The sequence below is a fragment of the Leucobacter sp. OH1287 genome (assembly GCF_003859945.1).
Lineage (GTDB): Bacteria > Actinomycetota > Actinomycetes > Actinomycetales > Microbacteriaceae > Canibacter.
Genome location: NZ_RQYM01000001.1, coordinates 146,634 through 169,127, shown reverse-complemented (window position 1 = coordinate 169,127; position 22,494 = coordinate 146,634). Strand labels below are relative to the sequence as shown.

The following is a 22,494-nucleotide window of genomic DNA, read 5'->3' as shown; positions in this document are numbered from 1 at the left end:
GGTGCTAGTGTGCGGCCTGTTCCCAGTTGTTACCCGCGCCGACTGACACCTCTAGCGGCACCAGCAGCTCTTGTGCGTTGCCCATCGCTTTGCGCACAATCTCTTCTAGCTGTTCGCGCTCCCCGGGAGCCACCTCAAACATTAATTCGTCGTGGATCTGCAGCACCATCTGTGATTTCAGACCGGCTGCTGTGATCTGGTTTTCGATGTCGATCATCGCAATTTTGATAATGTCTGCGGCGCTGCCCTGGATTGGTGCGTTCAACGCTGCACGCTCCGCGTTCGCCCTGATTACTCGGTTTGGGCTTGCCAGGTCGGGGAACGGGCAGCGTCTGCCGTTGATTGTTTCGGTGTAGCCCACCTCGGTTGCCTCGGCTACAACCGCGCGCAGGAAGTCACGCACTCTGCCGAAACGCTTGAAGTAGTCAGTCATCAGCTGTTTTGCCTCCTCGGGTTTGATCCCGAGCTGTTTTGCGAGACCGTAGGCGCTAAGCCCATAAACAAGGCCGTATGACATCGCTTTTACCTTTGCGCGCATTTCCGGAGTCACCTCTGCCGGTGTTACGCCGAAGATTCGGGAGCCGACGTAGCGGTGCAGATCCTCACCCGAGCGGAACGCCGCAATCAGATCGTCGTCACCCGAGAGGTGCGCCATAATCCGCATCTCAATCTGCGAGTAGTCGGCGGTGAACAGGCTCTCAAACTCTTCCCCGTGCGTGAAGCCCTCCCGGATCCGCTTCCCCGCTTCACTCCTGACCGGGATGTTTTGCAGGTTTGGATCCGCCGACGCCATGCGCCCGGTGCGTGCACCGAGCTGCAGCAGGGTTGTGTGGATCCGCCCGTCATCGTCGATTGCCTTCAACAGCGTCTCAATAATCTGCTTCAGCTTGTTTGCCGCGCGGTGAGCCAGCAGCGCCTCCAGGAACGGGTGCGGGTGACTTGCGTGCAGCTCGGTCAGCGAGGTCGCATCGGTTGAGTAACCGCTTTTAATCTTGCGGGTTTTCGGCATCTGCAGCTGCTCAAACAGCACCTCCTGCAGCTGTTTTGGCGATGCGAGATTCACCTGCCGACCGATCGCCGCAAAGGCTTCGTCCTGCAGTCGCATAACCTCCGCGGTTGTGTCCGCCAGCTGGGCTTCCAGCGCCGCCCTGTCGATTGCGACACCGCGCAGCTCAAGCTTTGCGAGCACGGGCGCGAGCGGTAGCTCAATCTGCTCGTAAACCCGCTGCGTGCCCTCGCTAAACAGTGACTTGACCCGGGTAATTACCCGCTTAATGTACCACGCCTGCGCGCTCAGGCTGAGCGTCTCATCCTCCTCCGGCAGCAGCTTTTCGGTGTCAGGCTGCGGAATCACCTCGCTGAGGAAGGTGAGGACCGCGTCAGCGACTGTTTTTTGCGGCGCGTGCGGCGCATAAACGTGCAGCGCAATCGTTGCGTCATCAACCACGCCCGCGAGGGTTTTATCAAGCCCTGCGAACTGTTTGCTTGTCACCTTCAAATCCCACACCGATTTCGCGGCGGATCCGGCAAGCCACGCCTCAAAATCGACAAAGTCTCGCTTCCCCGGCTGCCACACGAACTCAACAGCCTCGGTCTCTGTTGCAACCCCAACCGGGATCGCGTCGCCGCCGACGAACTCAAAGCAAACAACCGGATTTTCCTGTTTCGCCAGCCAGGCGGCAAGCTCCTCATCAACCAGGTGCACAGGCGCTGGCGGGGTGAGCTTTGCCCCTCCGGCAAGGCCGTTAGCGCCAGCCCCAGAGTTTTCACCTGCGGCGGTGCCCTGCCCGGCAGCTGCTGCGCCCCCTTCGCCGGTCGCTGCGGCGGCGGAGTTCGAAGCTGCGGTGCGAGCGGATCCACCCACGGCGCCCTCGGCTGCCCCCGAGATTGCAGTCTCACCGTTTACCTCACCGTTAGCGGCGGCGAGCTTTTTTACCCGGGTGAGAAGCGTTCTAAAGTCGAGCTTCGCAAACACGTCGGTAACCCGTGACAGGTCAATCGGCTGCCGCGCGAGCTCATCGAGGGTGACACCGAGATCCACGTCACGCACCAGCTGGTTGAGTTTGCGGTTGCGCTCCGCGAGGTGAGCAAACTCTCGCAGGTTCTCACCGACCTTGCCGCCAATCTCGTCTTTGCGAGCCATAATCTCTTCGAAGGAACCGAACTGGTTGATCCACTTCACCGCGGTTTTTTCGCCAACCTTTGGGATGCCCGGCAGGTTGTCGCTGGTCTCACCAACCAGCGCCGCAATCTCCGGATACTGGTATGGCTCAACACCGTAGCGCTCAAACACGGTCTCCGGTGTGTAGCGCTTCAGCTTGCTAACCCCCTGCGATGCCGGATACAGCAGCGTCACCGTCGGCGTCACCAGCTGGATTGTGTCGCGGTCACCGCTGACAACCAAAACCTCATAGCCGGCCTTCTCCCCCTCGGTTGCGAGGGTCGCCAAAATGTCGTCAGCCTCGTAACCAACCTTCTCAAAGGTGCGGATCCCGAGCGCCTGCAGCGCCTCCTGCAAAAGCGGCACCTGCCCCTTAAACTCCGCCGGTGTCTCGCCGCGGTTGCCCTTATATTCGGGGTATTCATCGGTTCTAAACGAGTGGCGCGAAATATCAAAGGCGACGGCGATTGCGTCAGGTTTCTCCTGCTGCAGCAGACTCAGCAGCATCGCGATAAAACCGTGGATCGCGTTTGTGTGCTGACCGCTCTGATTAACAAAGCTGTCAACGGGTAGCGCGTAGAATGCTCGGAACGCCAGCGAGTGGCCGTCAATCACCATCAGGGTTTGCTTCTTAGACACCTAACTAGCGTATCGTTTCAGGCGGACATTTTGCTTCGTATTTAGTCAAAGACACTTAAAACCGGTGGGCTAACGGTAGGATTTAATCCAAAACCTCAACGAACGAAAGAGAATACTATGGCAAAAGATCTCTCCAACGAAGCCGGTCTAGAGTTTGTGCGAGCAAGAACGCTCGGTAAACTCGCCGACACCATGGGAATCACCTGCTCAGAGTTCAGCGCCGACAGGGTTGTCGCACACATGCCGGTTGAAGGCAACACCCAGCCGGTTGGTCTGCTGCACGGCGGCGCGAACGTTGTGCTCGGAGAAACCCTCGGATCCATGCACGCCAACTTCATCGCACCCGAGGGGCACATCGCCGTCGGTGTTGACATCAACGCAACCCACTCGGGATCCGCCGCCTCCGGCACCGTCACAGCGGTCTGCACCCCGATTCACGTCGGCAAATCGACGACCGTGCACGAGATCATCATCACCCGCGACTCCGACGGGAAACGCTGCTCAACGGTGAGAATCACCAATTTTTATAAGCGGCTGGATCCGAATGACCCGCTGCTGAAGCTCGCTGAGGCCGCCAAGCGCGCCGCCTAGCACCGCAGTGCACCAGCCAGCACCGCAGTGTCCCACTGGCGCGGTGGCGCACCAGCCAGCGTCGCAGCACACCAGTCAGGGGCGATGGATCCGCCGCCCCCTGCGGAAACACCTGTGGCGGCTAACCGAGCTGGTTAGCCGCCACACATCCGCCGTAGCCAGCTCCGCCAAGCGGAGCTTTCGCCACTAATTCTTCTTTGGACCGAGCTGGTCGATGATTGTCTTTGACACGTCCTGCATGGTCAGACGGCGATCCATTGACGCCTTCTGGATCCACCGGAATGCCTCTGGCTCACTAAGACCCATCTTCTCGTTCAGGATACCCTTCGCGCGATCCACCAGCTTACGGGTCTCGAACCGCTCAGCGAGGTCAGCAACCTCGTTCTCAAGCTGTGTAATCTGCTGAAAACGTGAGATTGCAATCTCCATCGCAGGCAGCAGGTCATCCGGGGTGAACGGCTTTACAACGTAAGCGAGTGCGCCGGCGTCTGCTGCTCGCTCCACCAGCTCGCGCTGGCTGAACGCGGTGAGCAACACAACCGGGGCAGCGTGCAGCTTGTTGATCTGCTCGGCAGCTGAGATTCCGTCAAGCTTTGGCATTTTCACGTCCATCACAACAACATCCGGACGCAGCTCCTCAACCAGCTTTACGGCTTCTTCCCCGTCACCAGCCTCACCAACAACATCGTAATCATTGTCTTTTAGGGTCTCTACGATGTCGAGACGAATCAGAGATTCATCCTCGGCTACGACAACTCGACGCTTAGCTACTGTTTCCTCAATCATAATTTCATAATATCAATTGTTGGCAATGGATTAGCCGAAAATTTTATACAAACTGCCTCAGTGTCGCAGCTTGACATAAGATCCCCGAGCTTAAAACACATAAACCCCTGCTTTTTCAGGGGTTTTGGTGCCGGATGAGAGACTCGAACTCTCACACCTTGCGGCAACGCATTTTGAGTGCGTCGTGTCTACCAATTCCACCAATCCGGCGCTGCGTAAAACGCAGGCTAGACTATTCTAGCGCATTTTACGCGACCAAACGAAACAGTTTGGGCTGCTATACCTCATGCTCGCCAAGGGCTTTAATATAGCTACGAGGCTGAGCATCAGGTAACTGACCGGTTGTTTCTCCCATGCGGTGGATCCGCAGGGTGTTGGTGCCACCGGTGATCCCCGGAGGGCTGCCACAGATCACAATCGCGAGTGAACCGAGCGGGGTGCGATTACGGCCCAGCAGGTACTCGTCCACCTGAGCGAACATCTTGTCGGTGTTGCTAACCCGCGGTGCCAGGTAGCTTCTTGCGCCCCAGGTGAGCTCCATGCGGCGCCTAATCTCCTGTGTTGGCGCGAATCCGATAATCGGCAGTGGGCTGCGCAGCCGTGACATGCGGCGCACTGTGTCACCGGACTCGGTGAACACGGCAATCACCTTGGCGTCAACGAACCCGGCAACCTCTGCGGCCGCCATTGTTAGCGCGCCACCCTGGGTGCGCGGGGTGACACCGATTGGTTCAACCCGATCGAGCGCGTGTGACTCGGTTGCGGCGATAACCTTCGCCATCGTTTCAACCGCCTCATACGGGTAGAGTCCAACGCTCGTTTCACCCGACAGCATAACCGCGTCCGCGCCGTCGAGCACAGCGTTAGCGCAGTCGGATGCCTCGGCCCTGGTCGGGCGCGGGTTTTCAATCATCGACTCAAACACCTGGGTTGCCACAATAACCGGTTTCGCGTTGCGGCGTGCGAGCGCAATCGCCTCAGTCTGCACAAGCGGCACCTGTTCAAGCGGCAGTTCAACACCGAGGTCACCGCGGGCAACCATAATCCCGTCGAAGGCCTCAACAATGCTGGCGAGATTCTCAACCGCCTGCGGTTTTTCAATCTTCGCGATAACCGGCAGGCGCTTACCCACCTCGTCCATAATCTCGTGTACGCGCTTAATATCGTCGGCGCTGCGCACAAACGACAGTGCGATGTAGTCAACGCCGAGCTCCAGCGCGAACCGCAGGTCTGTTTCGTCTTTCTCTGAAAGCGCAGGCACGTTAACCGCAACCCCCGGCAGGTTAATGCCCTTGCTGTTTGAGACAGCGCCGGGGATTTCAACAACCGTGTGCACGGTGTCCTCGGTCACCCGGGTTGCGCGCAGCACAACCTTGCCGTCGTCGATTAGTAGCTGATCCCCGGGCGAGACATCGCCAGGCAGACCTTTGTGGGTTGTGCCACAGATCTCTTTTGTGCCGACAATGTCTTTTGTGGTGATCGCAAACTCGTCACCCTCTGCGAGCTCGTACGGCCCCGCCTCGAAGGTTCCGAGCCTAATCTTTGGCCCCTGCAGGTCGGCGAGCACCGCGATCGGCCGGTCAACATCCAGTTCTGCGCGCCGAATGTTGCGGAAGATTCCCTCGTGCACGTTGTGGGTGCCGTGAGACATATTCAGCCGGGCAACGTTAACGCCCGCGTTTATCAGCTTTAGGGTTTTTTCGTAGCTCGCAACAGCTGGACCCCAGGTTGCAACGATTTTCGCGTGACGCATGTTTTGCCCTTCTTAACCTTCACTAACTCGAGTGATTCAGCACGTGATAGTAGCGGTCAGCCTCCGCTGTCTGCTTTAAAACACTCTTACCGGGGCGCTGTTTGCCCGGCAGATAAACAGAGTTCTCAACACCCGGGTGGCGTTTAGACTGCACAATATAGATAACAACACCGAGGAGAATCGCCAGCAGTGCGGTCAATTGGTTGGAGCGCAAACCGAGGATCTCGTAGCTCGGATCCAGTCGCATTCCCTCAATCCAGAAACGACCGATGCCGTACCAAACCAGGTACATCGCAAAGAACTTGCCCCAGCGCGGCTTAAACTTTCGCTCCAGCTGTAGCAGCACAAACAGACCGGTCAGGTTCCAAAGAATCTCGTAGAGGAAGGTTGGATGGAACAGCGTCCCCTCAGCGAGCCCGATCGGGAAGGCCGCGTTTGCTGACTCAATCTCCAGCCCCCACGGCAGCGAGGTTGGTGTGCCAAACAGCTCGTGGTTGAAGTAGTTACCGAGTCGGCCAAACGACTGTGCAAGCAAAATCCCCGGAACCAGCGCATCAGCGAGTGACCAGAAGCGGATCCCAGTCAACAGCCGTGACGCGAGCAGCACACCGAGCGCACCGCCGAGCAGCGCGCCGAAGATCGCGATCCCGCCGTTCCAGATGTAGAGCACCTCGAGTGGATCCTTGCCCTCACCGAAGTAGTCACCGAGGTGTGTGGCAACGTGGTAGGCGCGTGCCCCGATAATCCCAAAAACGGTCGCCCAGACAACAAAGTCGAGCACGGCGGCCCGCTCGCCTCCCCGCTTACCGATGCGGTGCGCGGTCACAAACCCGGCGATTGCGATCGCGGTTATGATGCACAGCGCATAGATGTAGATGCGGAAGGGACCAATCTCAAAGAACTGGATTGGTGGGCTTGGGATACTTGCTGGGAACATCACGCCTCTTTCGATATTTAGCGTATCTATGTTATCGGTTTATTGCGGTCTTTTGGTAGTGTGACAGCCTGGTTAGCTGGGGCGCACAGTGCCTGACACAAGCGCTTTCGCAACCCGTTCAAGCTCTGAAACACCGCCGTCACGCAGCGCCCGCACGAGCGCACTGCCGACGATCGCGCCCTCCGCGTAACCGGCAACGGCCGAAACATGCTCAGGCAGTGAGATTCCGATCCCGACGCAGCTGCGCTGACAGCCCGCCTCTCGCAGCCGAGACACTAACTCCCGCGCGTTCTCGTCAAGTTCACTGCGCTCACCGGTGATTCCCATCGTTGAGACGGCGTAAACAAACCCGCGAGAGTGTTCAACAATCATTTTTAGACGCTCAGTGGACGAGGTCTGTGCGGCGAGGAACACGCGGTCAAGGCCGTATTTTTCGGACGCGGCAAGCCACTCGTCTGCCTCCTCAGGGGTGATATCAGGGGTGATAAGCCCCGCACCGCCGACAGCAGCAAGATCCCTCGCGTACTCGTCAACACCGTGCTGCACAACCAGGTTCCAGTAGGTCATAACCAAAACCGGCACGTCAGTTTTTGCCGTGATCTCTTTCACGGCTCGAAACAGGTCGGCTGTTTTAAACCCGCTCTGAAGCGCAATCTTGGTTGCCTCTTGGATCACAGATCCGTCCATCACCGGATCAGAGTAGGGCGGGCCGACCTCTAAAACGTCTGCGCCGGCAGCGGCGAGGGTTACCGCCGCGTCGATGCTGGTTTCGATGTCGGGGAAGCCGAGCGGCAGATAGCCGATGAAGGCTGCACGCCCCGCCTGATTTGCCGCGTCGATCGCTGCGACGACCCGGCTTTGACCGTTGTTACTCACTTGACTCCTCCACAAGCCCAAAGTAGTTTGCGGCGGTGTGCATGTCTTTGTCACCCCTGCCTGACAGGCAAACGAGGATCACATCCCCCGGCTGCATTTGTTTCGCGATCTGCTGTGCCCCGGCAAGCGCGTGGGCTGACTCAATCGCGGGAATAATCCCCTCGGTTTCGCTGAGGTGACGGAACGCCTGCATCGCCTCGTCATCGGTTGCGCCGATGTAGCTGACCCGGCCGATGTCGTTCAGCCAGGCGTGCTGCGGCCCCACTCCCGGGTAGTCAAGACCCGCAGAAATCGAGTGTGACTGCAGGGTTTGACCGTCCTCGTCTTGCAGCGCGTAGGTTTTAGCGCCGTGTAAAACACCCGGCCGGCCGCGCTCAATCGACGCTGCTGTGCTGCCACTGTCGAGACCCTTACCTGCCGCCTCAACACCGTAGATGGCAACGTCCTCGTCGTTTAAAAACGCATTAAACATTCCGATTGCGTTTGAGCCGCCGCCGATACAGGCAACAACCGCGTTCGGCAGTTTACCGGTTAGCTCCTGGATCTGCTCGCGAGCCTCCTCGCCGATGATCTTCTGGTAGTCGCGCACAATCGTCGGGAACGGGTGCGGTCCAGCCGCTGTGCCGAACACGTAGTTGGTTGTTGCAACGCTCGCAACCCAGTCACGAAACGCCTCATTGATCGCATCTTTTAGGGTTCTAGATCCGATGTTTACCGGCACCACCTCAGCGCCCAGCAGCCGCATCCTAGCGACGTTGAGTGCCTGCCGTTCGGTGTCCACACCGCCCATGTAGACGGTGCAGTCAAGACCGAGCAGCGCGGCAGCGGTTGCCGTGGCAACACCGTGCTGGCCTGCTCCGGTCTCCGCAATAACCCGGGTTTTGCCGAGTTTTTTAGTGAGCAGCGCCTGGCCGATTACGTTGTTGATCTTGTGAGAACCGGTGTGGTTGAGATCCTCTCGCTTCAAGAACACCCGCACACCGTTTAGGTCGGCGGCAAAGCGCGGCACCTCGGTGATAATTGAGGGCCTGCCAGCGTAGTGTTGCAACAGCGACTGCAATTCTGCCTGAAATTGCGGATCCTGTTTGGTCGCCTCGTGAGCCGCGGTGAGCTCGTCAATTGCCGCGATCAGCGACTCCGGCATGAACCGGCCGCCGTACTCGCCAAAGTACGGCCCGGACGCTTCACTCAGTTTCATCGGCTCTCCTACTAGCTCTCTGGTGGCTCGCTGGCTACTGCACAGCCGTGAAGGCGTTTAGCGCGGCAACCGGGTCGCCGTCTTTCACAAGCGCCTCACCAACGAGCACAACGTCTGCGCCCGCGGCCCGGTAGTGCTCAACATCGCTGATGCTCTGCACAGCTGATTCAGCGACCCGGATAACACCGGCGGGCATCTGGTCCGCAACAGACCCAAACAGGTCTTTGTTTAGCTCAAAAGTGTTTAGGTCGCGAGCGTTTACACCGATCAGTTCGGCTCCGAGATCAACCGCCCGCTCAACCTCCGCAGAGCTGTGTGTCTCAACCAGCGCGGTTAGCCCGAGGGATCCGGCGAAGTTGAACAGCTGTTCAAGTTTCGGCTGTTCAAGTCCTGCGACAATCAACAGCACAATATCAGCTCCCGCGGCTCGCGCCTCCAGGATCTGATACTCGCTTGCGATAAAGTCTTTGCGCAGCACCGGGATGCTTACTGAACGGCGCACCTCGCGCAGGTCCTCAAGGGATCCCTTAAACCGGCGCTGCTCAGTCAGCACAGAAACCGCGCTGGCACCGCCCGCCTCGTACTGCCTCGCCAAAACAGCCGGGTCAGCGATGTCTGCGAGATCACCCTTTGAGGGGCTCGCTCGCTTCACCTCGGCGATAACCTTAATCATGTCTGCGGGCGCAAGAAACTCTAGCGCGTCGAGCGGATCCGGCCGCTCAGCAATAATTGCCTCCAGCGCCGCGACACTTACCTCTTCCTGTCGGGCTGCTGCGTCCTGCAGCGCGCCCTGATATAAGTCGCTAAGCAAAACTTAGTGCTGCTTCGCGTGACTCTTAGCGCCCAGGCCTGCCTTTGAAAGCACCCAGCCAATCACCGGAGCAATCACAAGCACAGCAACGCAGGCGTAGACAGCTACAGCCAGGTCAAGGTAGAAGAACACTGCTCCCGCTGTGATAGCCAGCAGCATAATTGATACGGTAACCCATGCAGCAACCGAATCTCCGTGCCCAGGGTCATACTCTGGTTTAGTCAACGCTTCCTCCAAAAATTAGCGATACTTACATATCATTGTAGACGGTGTTGGCGGTGTGCGCACAAATTGCCCCCGGTGGTGCGCAGAGAATCCCGCCGGTCGTTAGCGACTAAAGCGGTCGACGACAGAGACAGCCTGAAGATAAGCAGCTTATGCGACTGTGAGTTACGTCTTACTAGCGCTCGCAAAAGCAAAGACAAAAGATAGCCCTTACACTGCTTTTGCAAGCAGAACGCCTAAAAAATCCATTGGGGTGGCTAACGGGACTTGAACCCGCGACCCTCGGCACCACAAGCCGATGCTCTACCGACTGAGCTATAGCCACCATGCGCAAGTTAAACCAGCCGCTTATGCGATTGTTTAACTAAGCAACCCTGTTAGCATACACTATTTTTAGCCCGCTTGCACAAACGGCGCGTAGGCCTCGGCGATCCGCTCACTCACCCGCTGCGCCTCGGCCTGCTCAGGGCCCGGAGATGCGACCATCACGGTGTCTCTAAAGTAGGCGAGCTCCTGAATGGACTCGGCGATGTCGGCGAGCGCTCGATGCCCTCCCTGTTTCGCGGGAGCAGCCCAAAACGCGGGCTCATACCAGCGTCTCGCCAATTCCTTAATCGTGGAAACGTCGATGCTGCGGTAGTGCAGCAGGTCGTCGAAGGCTGGCAGGTAGCGGCTGATGAAGCGGCGATCCATTCCGATTGTGTTGCCCGCAACCAGTGGCTTCTCCCCCGCCGGGATGAACCGACCAAGATACTCGATCAGTTTCTCTTCTGCCTGGTTAAGGCTCAAACCGTTTTTAATCTGCGGCAGCAGCCCGGATTCTTCGTGCATGTTTTTTACGAAATCGTCCATCTGGGCGAGTGCCTCGCTGCCGGGGTTGATAACGAGGGAGATGCCGGGATCCACCGGGGAAAGCGCAAAGTCTGTGATGATCACGGCGACCTCGGTGAGCCCGTGGACTGCGACGTCAAGGCCCGTCATTTCGCAGTCAATCCAAACAATATACTCAGCGGGTGTGTTTGACATCTCTCTCCAGACAGCTATTTTGCGAACCGTGCGCGCAGCCAGCACAGTAAGATTGTGGGTATGGCAATTCTACCAATTACAATCAGCGGCGAGCCTGTGCTACACCGTGTTAGCGACCCCGTAACCGAGTTTGATGATGAGCTGAGGCAGCTGGTTGCTGACATGTTTGAGACGTGCAAGGCTGCTCCCGGTGTGGGGCTTGCTGCTCCGCAGGTTGGAGTTGGGTTGCAGGTTTTTGTTTGGGACTATGCGGATCAGGATGACGCGCCCGCTCAGGGAGTTGCGATTAATCCGACGCTGTGGCTGAGTCCCGCTGAACCGGGTGATCCGGATCCGCACACCGAGGTTGAGGGCTGCCTGTCGTTCCCCGGTGAGCGGTTTGCGCTGCGCCGCAGTGAGCGGGCGTGGCTGCAAGCGCAGGATATTAACGGGGAGCCGTTTGAGATTAAAACGAGTGGCTGGTTTGCGAGGATTCTGCAGCACGAGTACGACCACTTGCAGGGGTATCTCTATGTGGATCGCCTGCTCGACCTCGAATATCGTGAGGCGCAGCGAGCAAAACGGAAGAACAAGTGGGGTAAGCCGGGCTTGACCTGGCTGCCGGGCGTCGACAACCTGGAGGGGTAGCCGCGCCGGATGACTGGCCGGTTTTACGGTATTATTACTTGAGCGCCTCCATAGCTCAATGGATAGAGCAACGGCCTTCTAATCCGTAGGTTGCAGGTTCGAGTCCTGCTGGGGGCACCATTTACGGGCTCAGCCGATGCTGTTACGGGTTTAGCTCATCCAGCAGTGCCCTCGCGCACTGCTCGTCAACAACCAGCTCGGTTATCAACCCCGCACGCAGCGCACCCAACAGACTGTGCCGCTTGGTTGGGCTTGCAACCACGCAGAGCCTGCGCGGGATCGCCCTAATCTGCTCAAATGACGGGCCGCTTGAGCGGGCATTCAGCGAGATATCGTTGTTGGATCCGTCAGCCCGGTAGAAAACGGTTGCGCAGTCCCCCACGATCTGCTCGTCGGCGATGGTTTTGCGATCCGCCTCATCGAGATACTCGTCGGCGAAAACATGCGATGGGATGCCCGCGGCAGGGGCTCCCAGGCCAAAAACAAACAGGCCTGCGCGGCGCTGCAGGTCGAGCACCCGCTGCACAGAACGCTCCCGCCACATTGCCGCTTTCGTTGCTGGGTCGTCAAACAGCGCGGGAACCGGGAACTGGTGCAGGCTCGCCCCGAAGGACTGGGCGAAACGGCCGAGAATACCGCCCGTATAGCTCATGCCGCTGGTGCGGACGTTTGCGGCGCCGTTCATCTGCACAACGTTCACATCATAGACATCCTTGCTCGGCAGTGATTTAGTGATTGCCGAAAGCGTCGCACCCCAGGCAACCGCGACCGTCAACCGGGAATCAATAGAGGCGGCAACGATCTGCGCAGCGACCTTGGCGGTGCGATCCAACCGCTCCAGCTCGGTTAGCCGAGACGAGGTTGCAACAACGTGCGCCTTAATATCAAACAGCTCGCTCAGCCGCATCGCAACCGAGTTCGTTGTGTCCCGCGGGTTGTGGATCTCAATCTTCACCAGCCCGGTCTCTCTGGCGTACTGCAAAAGCCGGGAAACCGTCGACCTTGAGGTTCCCAGCTGGCTTGCGATCGCCTCCATCTTTTCGTGCTGTTGATAGTAGAGGGAAGCCGCCAACAAGGCATCTTTTGTGCGCAAATGTTCATTTATTTTTCTGGTCACAGCGCTGATCCACCCCCAACTCCGCTGCAAATTCAAGACTCACAGCTTAATTCTTGCACATATGTGCATTTAGCTTGTAACTTTGCCGCGTGATGCGCAAAAGTAGGCAGTAACAAACTTGCTACACATTCAGGAGAGTTAACGATGGCTGACAGCCTCAAATCACGACCCAGCGCCGACGTGTTAATTATCGGAGGCGGCATCAACGGCCTCGCAACCTTTCGTGATTTAGCGCTGCAGGGCGTTGACGTTGCACTCGTTGAGCGCGGCGACTATGTCTCGGGCGCGTCATCCGCTTCCAGCCACATGGTGCACGGCGGCATCCGCTACCTCGAAAACGGTGAGTTCCGGCTCGTTAAAGAGGCGGTTGTTGAGCGCAACCGGCTGCTCAAAAACGCGCCCCACTATGTAAAGCCGCTGCGCACAACCATCCCGATCTTCTCAACCTTCTCCGGCATCCTCGCCGCCCCCTGGCGCCTGCTTGTCACCCACGGCAGCGGCAAACCCAAGGAGCGCGGCGCGGTTCTGATTAAAACCGGCCTGGTAATCTACGACACATTCTCCCGCGATGGCGGCCAGGTTCCCCGCCACAGCTTTGTCGCTAAGAAGCGCTCACTGCAGCGCTTCCCGCAGCTGCGCAAGGACGTAAAATACACCGCCACCTACTTCGATGCTTCAATGCACGATCCCGAGCGGATCGCGCTGGATGTGCTCGCTGACGGCCTGCAGGCGGGTGGCGACAAGGCCCGCGCCGCAAACTATGTTGAGGCGGTTGGCACAGCGGGCGACAAGGTTACCCTGCTCGACAAGCGGACCGGCGACAAATTCGACTTCACCGCCAAGGTTATTTTGAACGTCTCCGGCTCCTGGACGGACCTGACCAACGACGCCCTCGGCAAAAACACCCGCTTTATGGGCGGTACCAAGGGCTCACACATTGTCCTCGACAATCAGGAGCTGCTCGCAGCAACCGGCGGCAACGAAATCTTCTTTGAACACTCTGACGGCCGTATTGTGCTGATCTACCCGCTGAAGGATCGCGTCCTGGTGGGAACAACCGACAGCTACGCGGATCCGTCAAAACCAACGGTCTGCACCGACGACGAAATCGACTACTTCTTTGACCTGGTGCGCCACGTCTTCCCGAAGATCAAACTCGACCGCAACCAGATCGTTTACACCTTCTCCGGGATCCGCCCGCTGCCCCGCATCGACGACACCGCACCCGGTTTCGTCTCCCGCGACTACCGCATCGAGCGCGACTCTCTCGGCAAAACCCCGGTGCTCAGCCTGGTTGGCGGCAAGTGGACAACCTTCCGCGCCCTCGCAGAGAACCTCGCCGACGATGCACTCAAGGAACTCGGTAAACAGCGCACCGTCAGCACCGAAAACCTCGCAATCGGCGGTGGCAGGCACTACCCGGTCAGCAAAACAGATAAAGAGCAGTGGATCGCAGAAAACCGCGGTCCTCTCAGCGCGGATCGCACCTCCCAGCTGCTAGAGCGCTACGGCACCAGAGCTGCCGAGGTGATCCGCAGCCTCACAGACGGTGAGCAGCTGCTCAGCGCCGCACCGGGATACTCTGCCGAAGAGCTTCGCCATCTCGCAAGCACAGAGCAGGTTGTTCACCTTGACGATGTGCTGCTGCGCCGCACTGCGATCGCGTTCGTCGGCGGCATGACAGCTGAAACGCTTAAGCAGGTTGCTCAGGCGATTGCGGATCCGCTCGGCTGGGATGCCGACAGGGTTACGAGCGAGATTAACCGCGCAACCCAGCTGCTCCACGACTCACACCGAGTTTTGCTGGGGTCACCGGGTGTTGCTGATATTGGAAACCCAGAACAATAGCCACTTCATCTGATGAATCTCAGGTAGTATGAGTGATTAAGAGTAAAATCTACAACTCTATAACATCGACATCCAACTAGAAAGGTCGACTAAAAAATGAACGAATCCATCAACCTCGGTCTCTACTTTGTGTCAGAGACCGTCGGAACCGCGCTGCTTATCCTGCTCGGTTGCGGTGTTGTTGCGAACGTTGTACTGAAGGGAACCAAGGGCAATGGCGGCGGTTTCCTGATGGTTAACTGGGGCTGGGGCCTGGCAGTGTTTGCCGGTGTTATCGCCTCCGCATACTCGGGTGCACAGCTTAACCCAGCTGTTTCCCTGGGTCTTTTGATCGCCGCAAAAATCACCGTCGCTCAGTTCTTCGTGGCTGTTGCTGCGCAGTTCGTTGGTGCGATCATCGGTGCTTTCCTCACCTGGCTCACCTACAAAGAGCACTTTGATATGGAGCCAGAGGCTGCAAGCAAGCTCGGTGTTTTTGCAACCGGCCCAGCAAACCGCAACTACTTCTGGAACCTGGTTACCGAGATCATCGGCACCTTCGTGCTGGTGTTCGTCATCTTCGCCTTCGCTGACTACGGTGTAGCAGAGATCGGCGTACCTGGCGCACTCGGTGGTCTGACCGCTGTTCCAGTAGCGCTGCTGATCGTTGGTATCGGTGCCTCACTCGGTGGCCCAACCGGTTACGCCATCAACCCAGCCCGTGACCTCGGCCCACGTATCGCTCACGCAATCCTGCCGATCAAGGGTAAGGGCTCAAGCGACTGGAGCTACTCTTGGGTTCCGGTTGTTGGCCCGCTGATCGGTGGTGCTCTCGCCGCTGTGCTGGCACCGGTTCTGCTAAGCCTCGGCTAAACACTTTATCCCTGAGGGGGCGGATGATCTCCGCCCCCTCTCCTGTACCTAATCACAAACAGTTATAAGGAACATAATGTCAAAATACGTAATCGCAATTGACCAGGGCACAACCTCAAGCCGTGCAATTGTGTTTGATAAGGCTGGCAATGTTGTCTCAGTCGGTCAAAAGGAGCACGAGCAGATCATGCCGCAGGCTGGCTGGGTTGAGCACAACGCTGTAGAAATCTGGCGCAATGTCGAAGAGGTTATTGGCCTGGCACTCAGCCGTGCAAGCATCACCCGCCATGACATCGCTGCAATCGGTATCACCAACCAGCGCGAAACAGCCGTGGTCTGGGACAAGAACACCGGTGAGCCTGTCTATAACGCAATCGTTTGGCAGGACACCCGCACCCAGGCAATCGTTGATGAGCTGGCCGGCGACGAGAGCGTAGAGCGCTACAAAGAGACCGTTGGTCTGCCGCTGGCAACCTACTTCTCAGGCACCAAAATCAAGTGGATCCTCGATAACGTGGAGGGAGCACGCGAGAAGGCCGAGGCTGGCGACCTGCTGTTCGGCACAACCGACTGCTGGGTGCTGTGGAACCTGTCAGGCGGTGTTGACGGCGGTGTGCACGCAACCGACGTCACCAACGCGAGCCGCACCCTGTTCATGGATCTGAAAACCCTCAGCTGGGATGAAAAGATCCTCGCCGACTTCGATGTGCCTGCCTCAATGCTGCCGGAGATCCGCTCCAGCTCCGAGGTTTACGGCTACGCAAAAGACAGCTCACTGCTGCGCGAGGTGCCAATCTCCGGTATCCTCGGCGACCAGCAGGCAGCAACCTTCGGCCAGGCAGCGTTCAGCGCCGGTGAGAGCAAAAACACCTACGGTACCGGTTGCTTCCTGATCTTCCAGACCGGTGAGGAAATCGTCCACTCAAAGAACGGCCTGCTGACAACCGTTGGTTACAAGCTCGGTGACCAGCCAGCGCACTACGCGCTGGAGGGATCCATTGCGGTAACCGGTTCGCTGATTCAGTGGCTGCGTGACCAGCTCGGCATCATCAAGGACGCTCCAGAGGTTGAGGAGCTCGCACAGCAGGTTGAGGACAACGGCGGCGTTTACGTTGTGCCAGCGTTCTCTGGCCTGTTCGCACCGTACTGGCGTCCAGACGCCCGCGGTATTATCGCTGGCCTCACCCGCTACTCAAACCGCAACCACATTGCGCGTGCCGCGCTGGAGGCTGTTGCCTACCAGACCCGCGACGTGCTCGACGCGGTTAACGCTGACGCCGGCGTTGACCTCACCGAGCTGAAGGTTGACGGCGGTATGATCGCCAACAACACGCTGATGCAGTTCCAGGCAGACATTCTCGGTGTGCCGGTTGTGCGTCCAGTTGTTGCTGAGACAACCGCGCTCGGCGCCGCCTACGCGGCCGGTCTCGCGGTTGGTTTCTGGTCAGACCGTGACGAGCTGTCTGCCAACTGGCAGGAGGATCGCCGCTGGGAGCCAGAGATGGACGCTGCAGAGCGTGACCGTCTGCTGCGCAACTGGAAGAAAGCGGTAAACAAGTCAATGGACTGGGTTGATGAGGACATCAACTAGCTAACGGCCGTCAGAGGACCGTAACAGGCGGGGTGTGGGTTTTCCACACCCCGCTTTTGTTGTGCTCCGCGCGGGCACTTTTCCACAGATTTCCGGAAGCTGTTTGCTAACCCGCAACCGTGCTAGACAATGCTGTTATGAAAACCCACAACCGCGCCAGCCGCTACGGCACCGTCCCGCCGAAGATCAACCATCTCCCCCGGGCGGTGCTGAGCGCCGAGTGTCTGCGCGGTAACCTGGTGCGCTGCGGCCCCGGCTACCGGCACATCAGCTGGCAAGAGTGCCCGGCGGTGCGCCTTTATGCAATCGGCGATAGGATAGGTCACAAAACCACAGCGTCAGGGAAAACCGCCGCCTGGGTGTGGGGTGCGATGGAAAGCGACGGCGTCCACGTCCACGCGAATGTGCTGCCGAGCGTCCGCTTCCCCAGCGAAACCAACAACGTCGAACTGAGTTTTTGTCGTCTACAAAAAACCGATGTTGTGTCAATCGGCGAGTATTTTGTGACAACCCCGCTGCGCACCCTGCTTGACCTGCTCTATTTCGAGGATCCCATAACCCCGGAGCTGCTCACCGCCTGCAAAACGCTGCTCACCCTGATTCCGGGCGGGGCAAAGACGGTGCGGATCCAGCTGCAAAACAAGCGCCACCCGAAACGCAGCGCAGCGATGCTAAGCTTCGCCGAGCTTTTGGGGCTTAACCCTGAGCCTGCGGCGCCCGAGCCCTCACCGCTTCCCACCCCGGCGTGTCATAAAACGCAATCTGGCTTCCGGCCGCTCCCCCAATCTCAGGCAGCACCGATAAGCTTGTAATGACCGGTATTTGTTTTGACAGAGACGAGATCACAATTACTAGCAAACCAGCCCCGCTGTTAAAAGACGCGTTAAAGGATATCGCCGCTCACTCGCCACAGCAGCAGCTGGGGCGGATCCGCCCACTGTTTATTCACGCTCACCCCGATGACGAGAGCCTGCAGGCCGGCGCACTCACCGCCGCCGCAACCACCGCCGGCATCACAGTTGGGGTTGTCACTTGCACACGCGGTGAGGCCGGTGAGTTTATTGCCGGGTCGCTTTCCTCGGCGGACGAGCTGGTGCCAACCCGGCTCGCGGAACTCTCCTGCGCGCTCACAAAACTAGGTGTGACCGAGCATTTCTTCCTCGGCGAGCCAAGCTGCGGTGGCAGCCCTGAAACCCGCTACCGTGACTCGGGAATGAAGTGGGTGACACCCACAATCGCCGGGCCAGACACAAGCGCAGAAAACAGCAAGGGCACCCTCTTCGCAGCCGATATCGCCGACGCGGCCGCGGATATTGTTGCGATCGCGAAGCGTTTCCAAGCAACCGAGATAGTCTGCTACGACTCACACGGCAGCTACGGTCACCCTGACCATGTGAAGGCGCACCACATTGCCAAACACGCGGCGAAAATCCTGTCACTGCCGTTTACCGAGATCGCCTCCCCCGGCGTGAAAAGCGACCCTGCGCACTTCACCGAACTGAGTTTCCCGGAGATGCTGGAGCAAACCCGTGACGCGCTCAGCTGTTACCGGACGCAGCTGCGAGTAGGCGAAACCAGCGTGATCCACGTTGGCGGCCAAGAGCAGCGGATCGCAACCGACTATCAGCTGCGCAGCTACAGCCCCGGTGAGCCAGACGGGTCGGTGAAGCAGCGGATCGCGATGATCACCGTGCACACCTCACCGCTCGCAAACCCCGGGTCGGCCGACGCCGGAGGCATGAACGTGATGGTGAAAGAAACCGCGATCGCACTCGCTGCCCGCGGCTGGCAGGTGGATCTTGTCACCCGCAAGGATCACCCGGAACTGCCTGAGTTCGCGAGCGTAGCCCCGGGCGTGACCGCGCACTTTTTAGACGCGGGACCGTGGGAGACCGTCGCCAAAAGCCAGGCTGAATCGCTGCTTGAGCCCTTTGCAAAGGCGTTTACAACCTGGCTTAAAACAATCGCCCCCGACACAACCGTTGTGCACACACACCACTGGTTCTCCGGCGTTGCCTGCCTGCCCGCCGCGAAACAGCACGGCGCACTAACCGCCCACTCCTACCACTCGGTTGCAGCCCCGCCGGGCGCCGCGATCTCCCTCGGTGAGCAACCGGAATCGTCCGGCCGTATCGCCGGTGAGCAATTCTGCGCCGACAACGCCGACCTGATCCTCGCGGTCAGCAACACTGAAAAGCAGACCATTATTGATCGCTACGGGGCGGATCCAGGAAAGATCAAAATCGTGATGCCGGGTGTTGACACCGCGCTGTTTTCCCCGGTGGATCACCGCGAGTCACGATCTGGTGCAGCGCACGCCACGACCGCACAGACAGCAGCGCATGCAGCAGCTCACGCCGCAGCACCGAACCCAGAAGCTGCACAGGTGAGGGCCCCGGAGATCGTGTTTGCCGGACGAATGCAGCCGCTGAAAGCCCCCGATTTTGCGCTGCGAGTGCTCGCGCACATTCCCGAGCGGATCCGCCCAAAACTCACCATGATCGGTGCCTTCTCAAAGGACTACGAGTGGTATGAACAGGAACTGAAACAGCTTTCTGACTCTCTCGGTGTTGCCGCCTGGGTTAACTGGGCCGGTGCGAAAAACCGTGAGGAGCTTGCCCGCGCGCTCTGCCGCGCAGACCTGCTGATCAACCCCAGCTACTCTGAAACCTACGGCATTATCAACCTGGAGTCTGCCGCCTGTGGCACACCGGTTATTGCGCACCGCTCATCGGGGATGCGGGAGTCGGTTAAGGACCTCGCAGACTATCTAAGCGGCAGGGACGCAATCGCGCTTGCCGCCGCGGCGCAAAAATCTGGGCAGTGTAACGTCTGCCCGACCGGTTCGCTGCTTGAAAATCGGGATCCGGAGAGCTGGGCCGCCGAGATAGAGCTCTATCTGTCAAGCCCTGACCTGCTGAAAAGCGTCGGCAGAACAGCGCGCAGGGCAGCCCTGTCACGCAGCTGGGAGCAGGTTGCCGCGGAGCTCGCCGACGCGCTGCAGGCAGAGCCTGACCAGCGCTGATAGCGCAACGCTACTGGCCAAAGCCAGCCAGACTGGCGGCGGCCGCGACCGGCCAAACCAGCCAGCGAGGTTAGCAGCGCGCTACAGCGAGTTCACGCGGTAGGCGTCGTAGACCCCGTCCACTCGGCGGACGGCGTTTAACACCTGCTCCAGGTGGGTTGCGTTCGCCATTTCGAAGGTGAAACGAGAGATCGCGAGACGCTGGTTGGAGGTGTGCAGCGACGCCGACAGGATATTCACGTGCTGCTCACTGAGCGCGTTGGTCACGTCAGAGAGCAGTCTCGCCCGGTCAAGCGCCTCAACCTGGATGTGCACCAGGAACACACTCTTCGCGTTCGGTGCCCACTGCACATCGGTGAGTCGCTCGGTCGCCTGCATCAGCGTCTGGAAGTTCTTACAGTCGGTGCGGTGCACAGAAACACCCATCCCCTTGGTGACAAAGCCTTTAATCTCGTCACCGGGAACCGGGGTGCAACACTTTGCGAGTTTCACCAGCACATCTGACGCACCGATCACGGTCACACCGCTGTCAGAGCTCGGCTGCTGTGACGAACTCGCCGCCGGAATCGAGTGGTCAACCGACTCGGAGGCGTCACCGTAGGCTTTATCAAGCAGGGTTGAGATCTTTTCAACAACCGACTGCGCCGAAACCTTGTTCTCGCCGATACCGGCGTAGAGCCCCTCAATATCGACGTAGTGCAGCTGCAAAACCACCTGCTGCAGCGCCTCAGACTGCATAATCCGGTGCACCGGCAGCTGCTGTTTACGCAGCTCCTTCAGCATCAGCTCCTTGCCGCGCTCGGCGGCGTCAGCGCGTCGCTCCTTTGTGAACCAGTTGCGGATCTTGTTTTGCGCACGGCGGCTCTTAACAAAGTTCAGCCAGTGCTTCTTTGGTCCCGCGTTGGGATCGTTCGAGGTGAAGATCTCAACCACGTCACCGGTTACCAGCTCAGTCGCAAGCGACACCATCCGCTCGTTAACCCGCGCACCCATCGTCCGGTGCCCAACATCGGTGTGCACCGCGTAGGCAAAATCGACCGGGGTTGCCTTCGCCGGCAAACCAATAACCCTGCCCTTCGGCGTGAAAACATAAACCTCTTTAGCGCCAATCTCGTAGCGCAGCGCATCCAGGAACTCGCCCGGATCCTCCGTCTCCGCCTGCCAGTCGTTAATGTGCGACAGCCACGCCATCTCTGACGACTTGGTTGCAACCTTCGCGGGGCTGCCGTCCTTCGCACGCTGCTTGTACTTCCAGTGCGCGGCAACACCGTACTCTGCCCGCTGGTGCATTTCGGTTGTGCGGATCTGAATCTCCACCGCCTTACCCTCGGGACCGATCACGGTTGTGTGCAGCGACTGATAGAGGTTAAACTTCGGCGTTGCAATATAGTCTTTAAAACGACCAGGGATCGGCGTCCAGCGCGCGTGGACGGCACCCAGAACCGCGTAACAGTCCCGAATCGACTCAACGATTACGCGAATCCCGACCAGGTCGTAGATGTCGTCAAAGTCTCTGCCACGAACAACCATCTTCTGATAGATCGAGTAGAGCTCTTTTGGCCTGCCGGAGACGGTGCCTCGGACGCGGGTTTCACGCAGATCCTCCTCGATCGCGTCGGTGACAGTCCGAACCAGTTCTTCCCGTTTTGGGCTTCTGCGGTTAACCAGGTTCTCAATCTCGGTGTACAGCTTTGGTTTCAGCACCGCGAAGCTGAGATCCTCCAGCTCCGTTTTAATCGGCTGAATACCTAGCCGGTGAGCCAGCGGCGCATAGATTTCGAGGGTTTCCTGCGCCTTCGATTTTGCTTTCTCCTGCGGCATAAAACCCCAGGTGCGCGCGTTGTGGAGACGGTCGGCGAGTTTAATCACCAGCACCCTGATGTCCTTGGTCATCGCGACAATCATTTTGCGCACCGTCTCCGCCTGCGCAGAATCCCCGTACTGCACCTTATCCAGTTTGGTGACGCCGTCAACCAGCAGCGCGATCTCATCACCAAACTGCTCGGTTAACTCTTCGAGGGTGTAGTCGGTGTCCTCAACGGTGTCGTGTAGCAGCGCCGCAGCAACAACCGGCGGGGTAACACCGAGATCCGCTAGAATCTGGGCAACCGCGATCGGGTGTGTAATGTATGGCTCGCCGCTGCGTCTGGTCTGGTCGCGGTGGGCGTGCTCGGCGACACGGTAGGCCTCGGTGATAATCGACAGATCCGACTTTGGGTGGTTGCCGCGAACGGTGCGCAGCAGCTTGCTTAAACAGTCAGGAGCACTGGCGCGCGCAAATACCCGCGGCATCAACCGGCGCAGTGTGCTTGAGCCGTTGCTCTGCTCAAACTCAGTCATTGTAGCTCCTAACCAGTAAATATTGAGGGTCGCTCACACCATGCTGTGCACAGTGTGGCCGATAAAGATTTGCTTTAGCTTAAAGACTAGC

The 22,494-nt window shown here is 58.8% G+C and carries 18 protein-coding genes and 3 tRNA genes; 8 read left to right on the top strand and 13 right to left on the bottom strand.

Annotation, left to right across the window (positions count from 1 at the left end):
- Positions 1 to 4: 4 nt before the first annotated feature.
- Positions 5 to 2,779, bottom strand: a complete 2,775-nt coding sequence (gene polA, locus EII30_RS00740) for a DNA polymerase I (RefSeq protein WP_233569226.1) — start codon at positions 2,777 to 2,779, stop codon at positions 5 to 7.
- A gap of 138 nt (positions 2,780 to 2,917) precedes the next feature.
- On the opposite strand from polA, the gene EII30_RS00735 reads away from it, so the two are divergent.
- Positions 2,918 to 3,391 (top strand): hotdog fold thioesterase, encoded by a 474-nt coding sequence (locus EII30_RS00735; RefSeq protein ID WP_124885414.1) that lies wholly within the window; start codon positions 2,918 to 2,920, stop codon positions 3,389 to 3,391.
- 186 nt (positions 3,392 to 3,577) lie between these two features.
- Here the strand turns inward: EII30_RS00735 and EII30_RS00730 are convergent, their stop codons facing one another.
- The 10 genes from EII30_RS00730 to orn form a co-directional block, all read right to left on the bottom strand.
- Positions 3,578 to 4,177 carry an ANTAR domain-containing response regulator gene (locus tag EII30_RS00730; protein WP_124885413.1) on the bottom strand — a complete coding sequence of 200 codons (600 nt, stop codon included), beginning with the start codon at positions 4,175 to 4,177 and terminating at the stop codon, positions 3,578 to 3,580.
- Positions 4,178 to 4,302: 125 nt separating this feature from the next.
- Positions 4,303 to 4,387: transfer RNA gene (locus EII30_RS00725), tRNA-Leu, on the bottom strand.
- A 67-nt stretch (positions 4,388 to 4,454) separates the two neighbouring features.
- Positions 4,455 to 5,930 (bottom strand): pyruvate kinase, encoded by a 1,476-nt coding sequence (gene pyk / locus EII30_RS00720; protein WP_124885412.1) that lies wholly within the window; start codon positions 5,928 to 5,930, stop codon positions 4,455 to 4,457.
- Between the two features lie 22 nt (positions 5,931 to 5,952).
- Positions 5,953 to 6,867, bottom strand: coding sequence for a prolipoprotein diacylglyceryl transferase (gene lgt, locus EII30_RS00715; RefSeq protein ID WP_233569217.1), 915 nt, complete (start codon positions 6,865 to 6,867; stop codon positions 5,953 to 5,955).
- Between the two features lie 72 nt (positions 6,868 to 6,939).
- Positions 6,940 to 7,743: a tryptophan synthase subunit alpha gene (trpA, locus tag EII30_RS00710; protein ID WP_124885410.1), complete on the bottom strand. Its 804-nt coding sequence runs from the start codon at positions 7,741 to 7,743 to the stop codon at positions 6,940 to 6,942.
- Positions 7,736 to 8,941, bottom strand: a complete 1,206-nt coding sequence (gene trpB, locus EII30_RS00705) for a tryptophan synthase subunit beta (RefSeq protein WP_124885409.1) — start codon at positions 8,939 to 8,941, stop codon at positions 7,736 to 7,738. The genes trpA and trpB overlap by 8 nt, the downstream gene beginning before the upstream one ends.
- Before the next feature lie 34 nt (positions 8,942 to 8,975).
- The gene (gene trpC / locus EII30_RS00700) at positions 8,976 to 9,752 is read right to left on the bottom strand and encodes an indole-3-glycerol phosphate synthase TrpC (protein WP_124885408.1); all 777 of its coding nucleotides are present in this window, start codon (positions 9,750 to 9,752) and stop codon (positions 8,976 to 8,978) included.
- A gap of 3 nt (positions 9,753 to 9,755) precedes the next feature.
- Positions 9,756 to 9,977, bottom strand: coding sequence for a DUF6704 family protein (locus EII30_RS00695; protein WP_124885407.1), 222 nt, complete (start codon positions 9,975 to 9,977; stop codon positions 9,756 to 9,758).
- Positions 9,978 to 10,226: 249 nt separating this feature from the next.
- Positions 10,227 to 10,302, bottom strand: a tRNA-His gene (locus EII30_RS00690).
- A 68-nt stretch (positions 10,303 to 10,370) separates the two neighbouring features.
- Positions 10,371 to 11,003, bottom strand: coding sequence for an oligoribonuclease (orn, locus tag EII30_RS00685; protein WP_124885406.1), 633 nt, complete (start codon positions 11,001 to 11,003; stop codon positions 10,371 to 10,373).
- 60 nt (positions 11,004 to 11,063) lie between these two features.
- Here orn and def point away from each other — a divergent pair, with 60 nt between their 5' ends.
- Both def and EII30_RS00675 read left to right on the top strand, forming a co-directional pair.
- Positions 11,064 to 11,630 carry a peptide deformylase gene (gene def / locus EII30_RS00680; RefSeq protein ID WP_124885405.1) on the top strand — a complete coding sequence of 189 codons (567 nt, stop codon included), beginning with the start codon at positions 11,064 to 11,066 and terminating at the stop codon, positions 11,628 to 11,630.
- Positions 11,631 to 11,674: 44 nt separating this feature from the next.
- Positions 11,675 to 11,750, top strand: a tRNA-Arg gene (locus tag EII30_RS00675).
- 22 nt (positions 11,751 to 11,772) lie between these two features.
- Here the strand turns inward: EII30_RS00675 and EII30_RS00670 are convergent.
- Complete coding sequence (locus EII30_RS00670; RefSeq protein ID WP_233569216.1) at positions 11,773 to 12,747, bottom strand: sugar-binding transcriptional regulator; 975 nt, start codon at positions 12,745 to 12,747, stop codon at positions 11,773 to 11,775.
- 144 nt (positions 12,748 to 12,891) lie between these two features.
- Here EII30_RS00670 and EII30_RS00665 point away from each other — a divergent pair, with 144 nt between their 5' ends.
- The 5 genes from EII30_RS00665 to EII30_RS00645 all read left to right on the top strand — a co-directional run bounded on the left by EII30_RS00665 (position 12,892) and on the right by EII30_RS00645 (position 20,063).
- A complete protein-coding gene (locus EII30_RS00665; protein ID WP_124885404.1) occupies positions 12,892 to 14,595 on the top strand; it encodes a glycerol-3-phosphate dehydrogenase/oxidase in 1,704 nt (567 codons plus the stop codon).
- Positions 14,596 to 14,691: 96 nt separating this feature from the next.
- Entirely contained in the window at positions 14,692 to 15,447 is a 756-nt protein-coding gene (locus EII30_RS00660; protein ID WP_124885403.1) for an MIP/aquaporin family protein, read from the top strand.
- A gap of 76 nt (positions 15,448 to 15,523) precedes the next feature.
- Positions 15,524 to 17,038, top strand: coding sequence for a glycerol kinase GlpK (gene glpK / locus EII30_RS00655; RefSeq protein WP_124885402.1), 1,515 nt, complete (start codon positions 15,524 to 15,526; stop codon positions 17,036 to 17,038).
- 137 nt (positions 17,039 to 17,175) lie between these two features.
- Positions 17,176 to 17,850, top strand: a complete 675-nt coding sequence (locus EII30_RS00650) for a hypothetical protein (protein WP_124885401.1) — start codon at positions 17,176 to 17,178, stop codon at positions 17,848 to 17,850.
- Positions 17,850 to 20,063 (top strand): glycosyltransferase, encoded by a 2,214-nt coding sequence (locus EII30_RS00645; RefSeq protein WP_124885400.1) that lies wholly within the window; start codon positions 17,850 to 17,852, stop codon positions 20,061 to 20,063. The genes EII30_RS00650 and EII30_RS00645 overlap by 1 nt, the downstream gene beginning before the upstream one ends.
- 81 nt (positions 20,064 to 20,144) lie before the next feature.
- Here the strand turns inward: EII30_RS00645 and EII30_RS00640 are convergent, their stop codons facing one another.
- Positions 20,145 to 22,403 (bottom strand): bifunctional (p)ppGpp synthetase/guanosine-3',5'-bis(diphosphate) 3'-pyrophosphohydrolase, encoded by a 2,259-nt coding sequence (locus tag EII30_RS00640; protein ID WP_124885399.1) that lies wholly within the window; start codon positions 22,401 to 22,403, stop codon positions 20,145 to 20,147.
- Between the last annotated feature and the right edge of the window lie 91 nt (positions 22,404 to 22,494).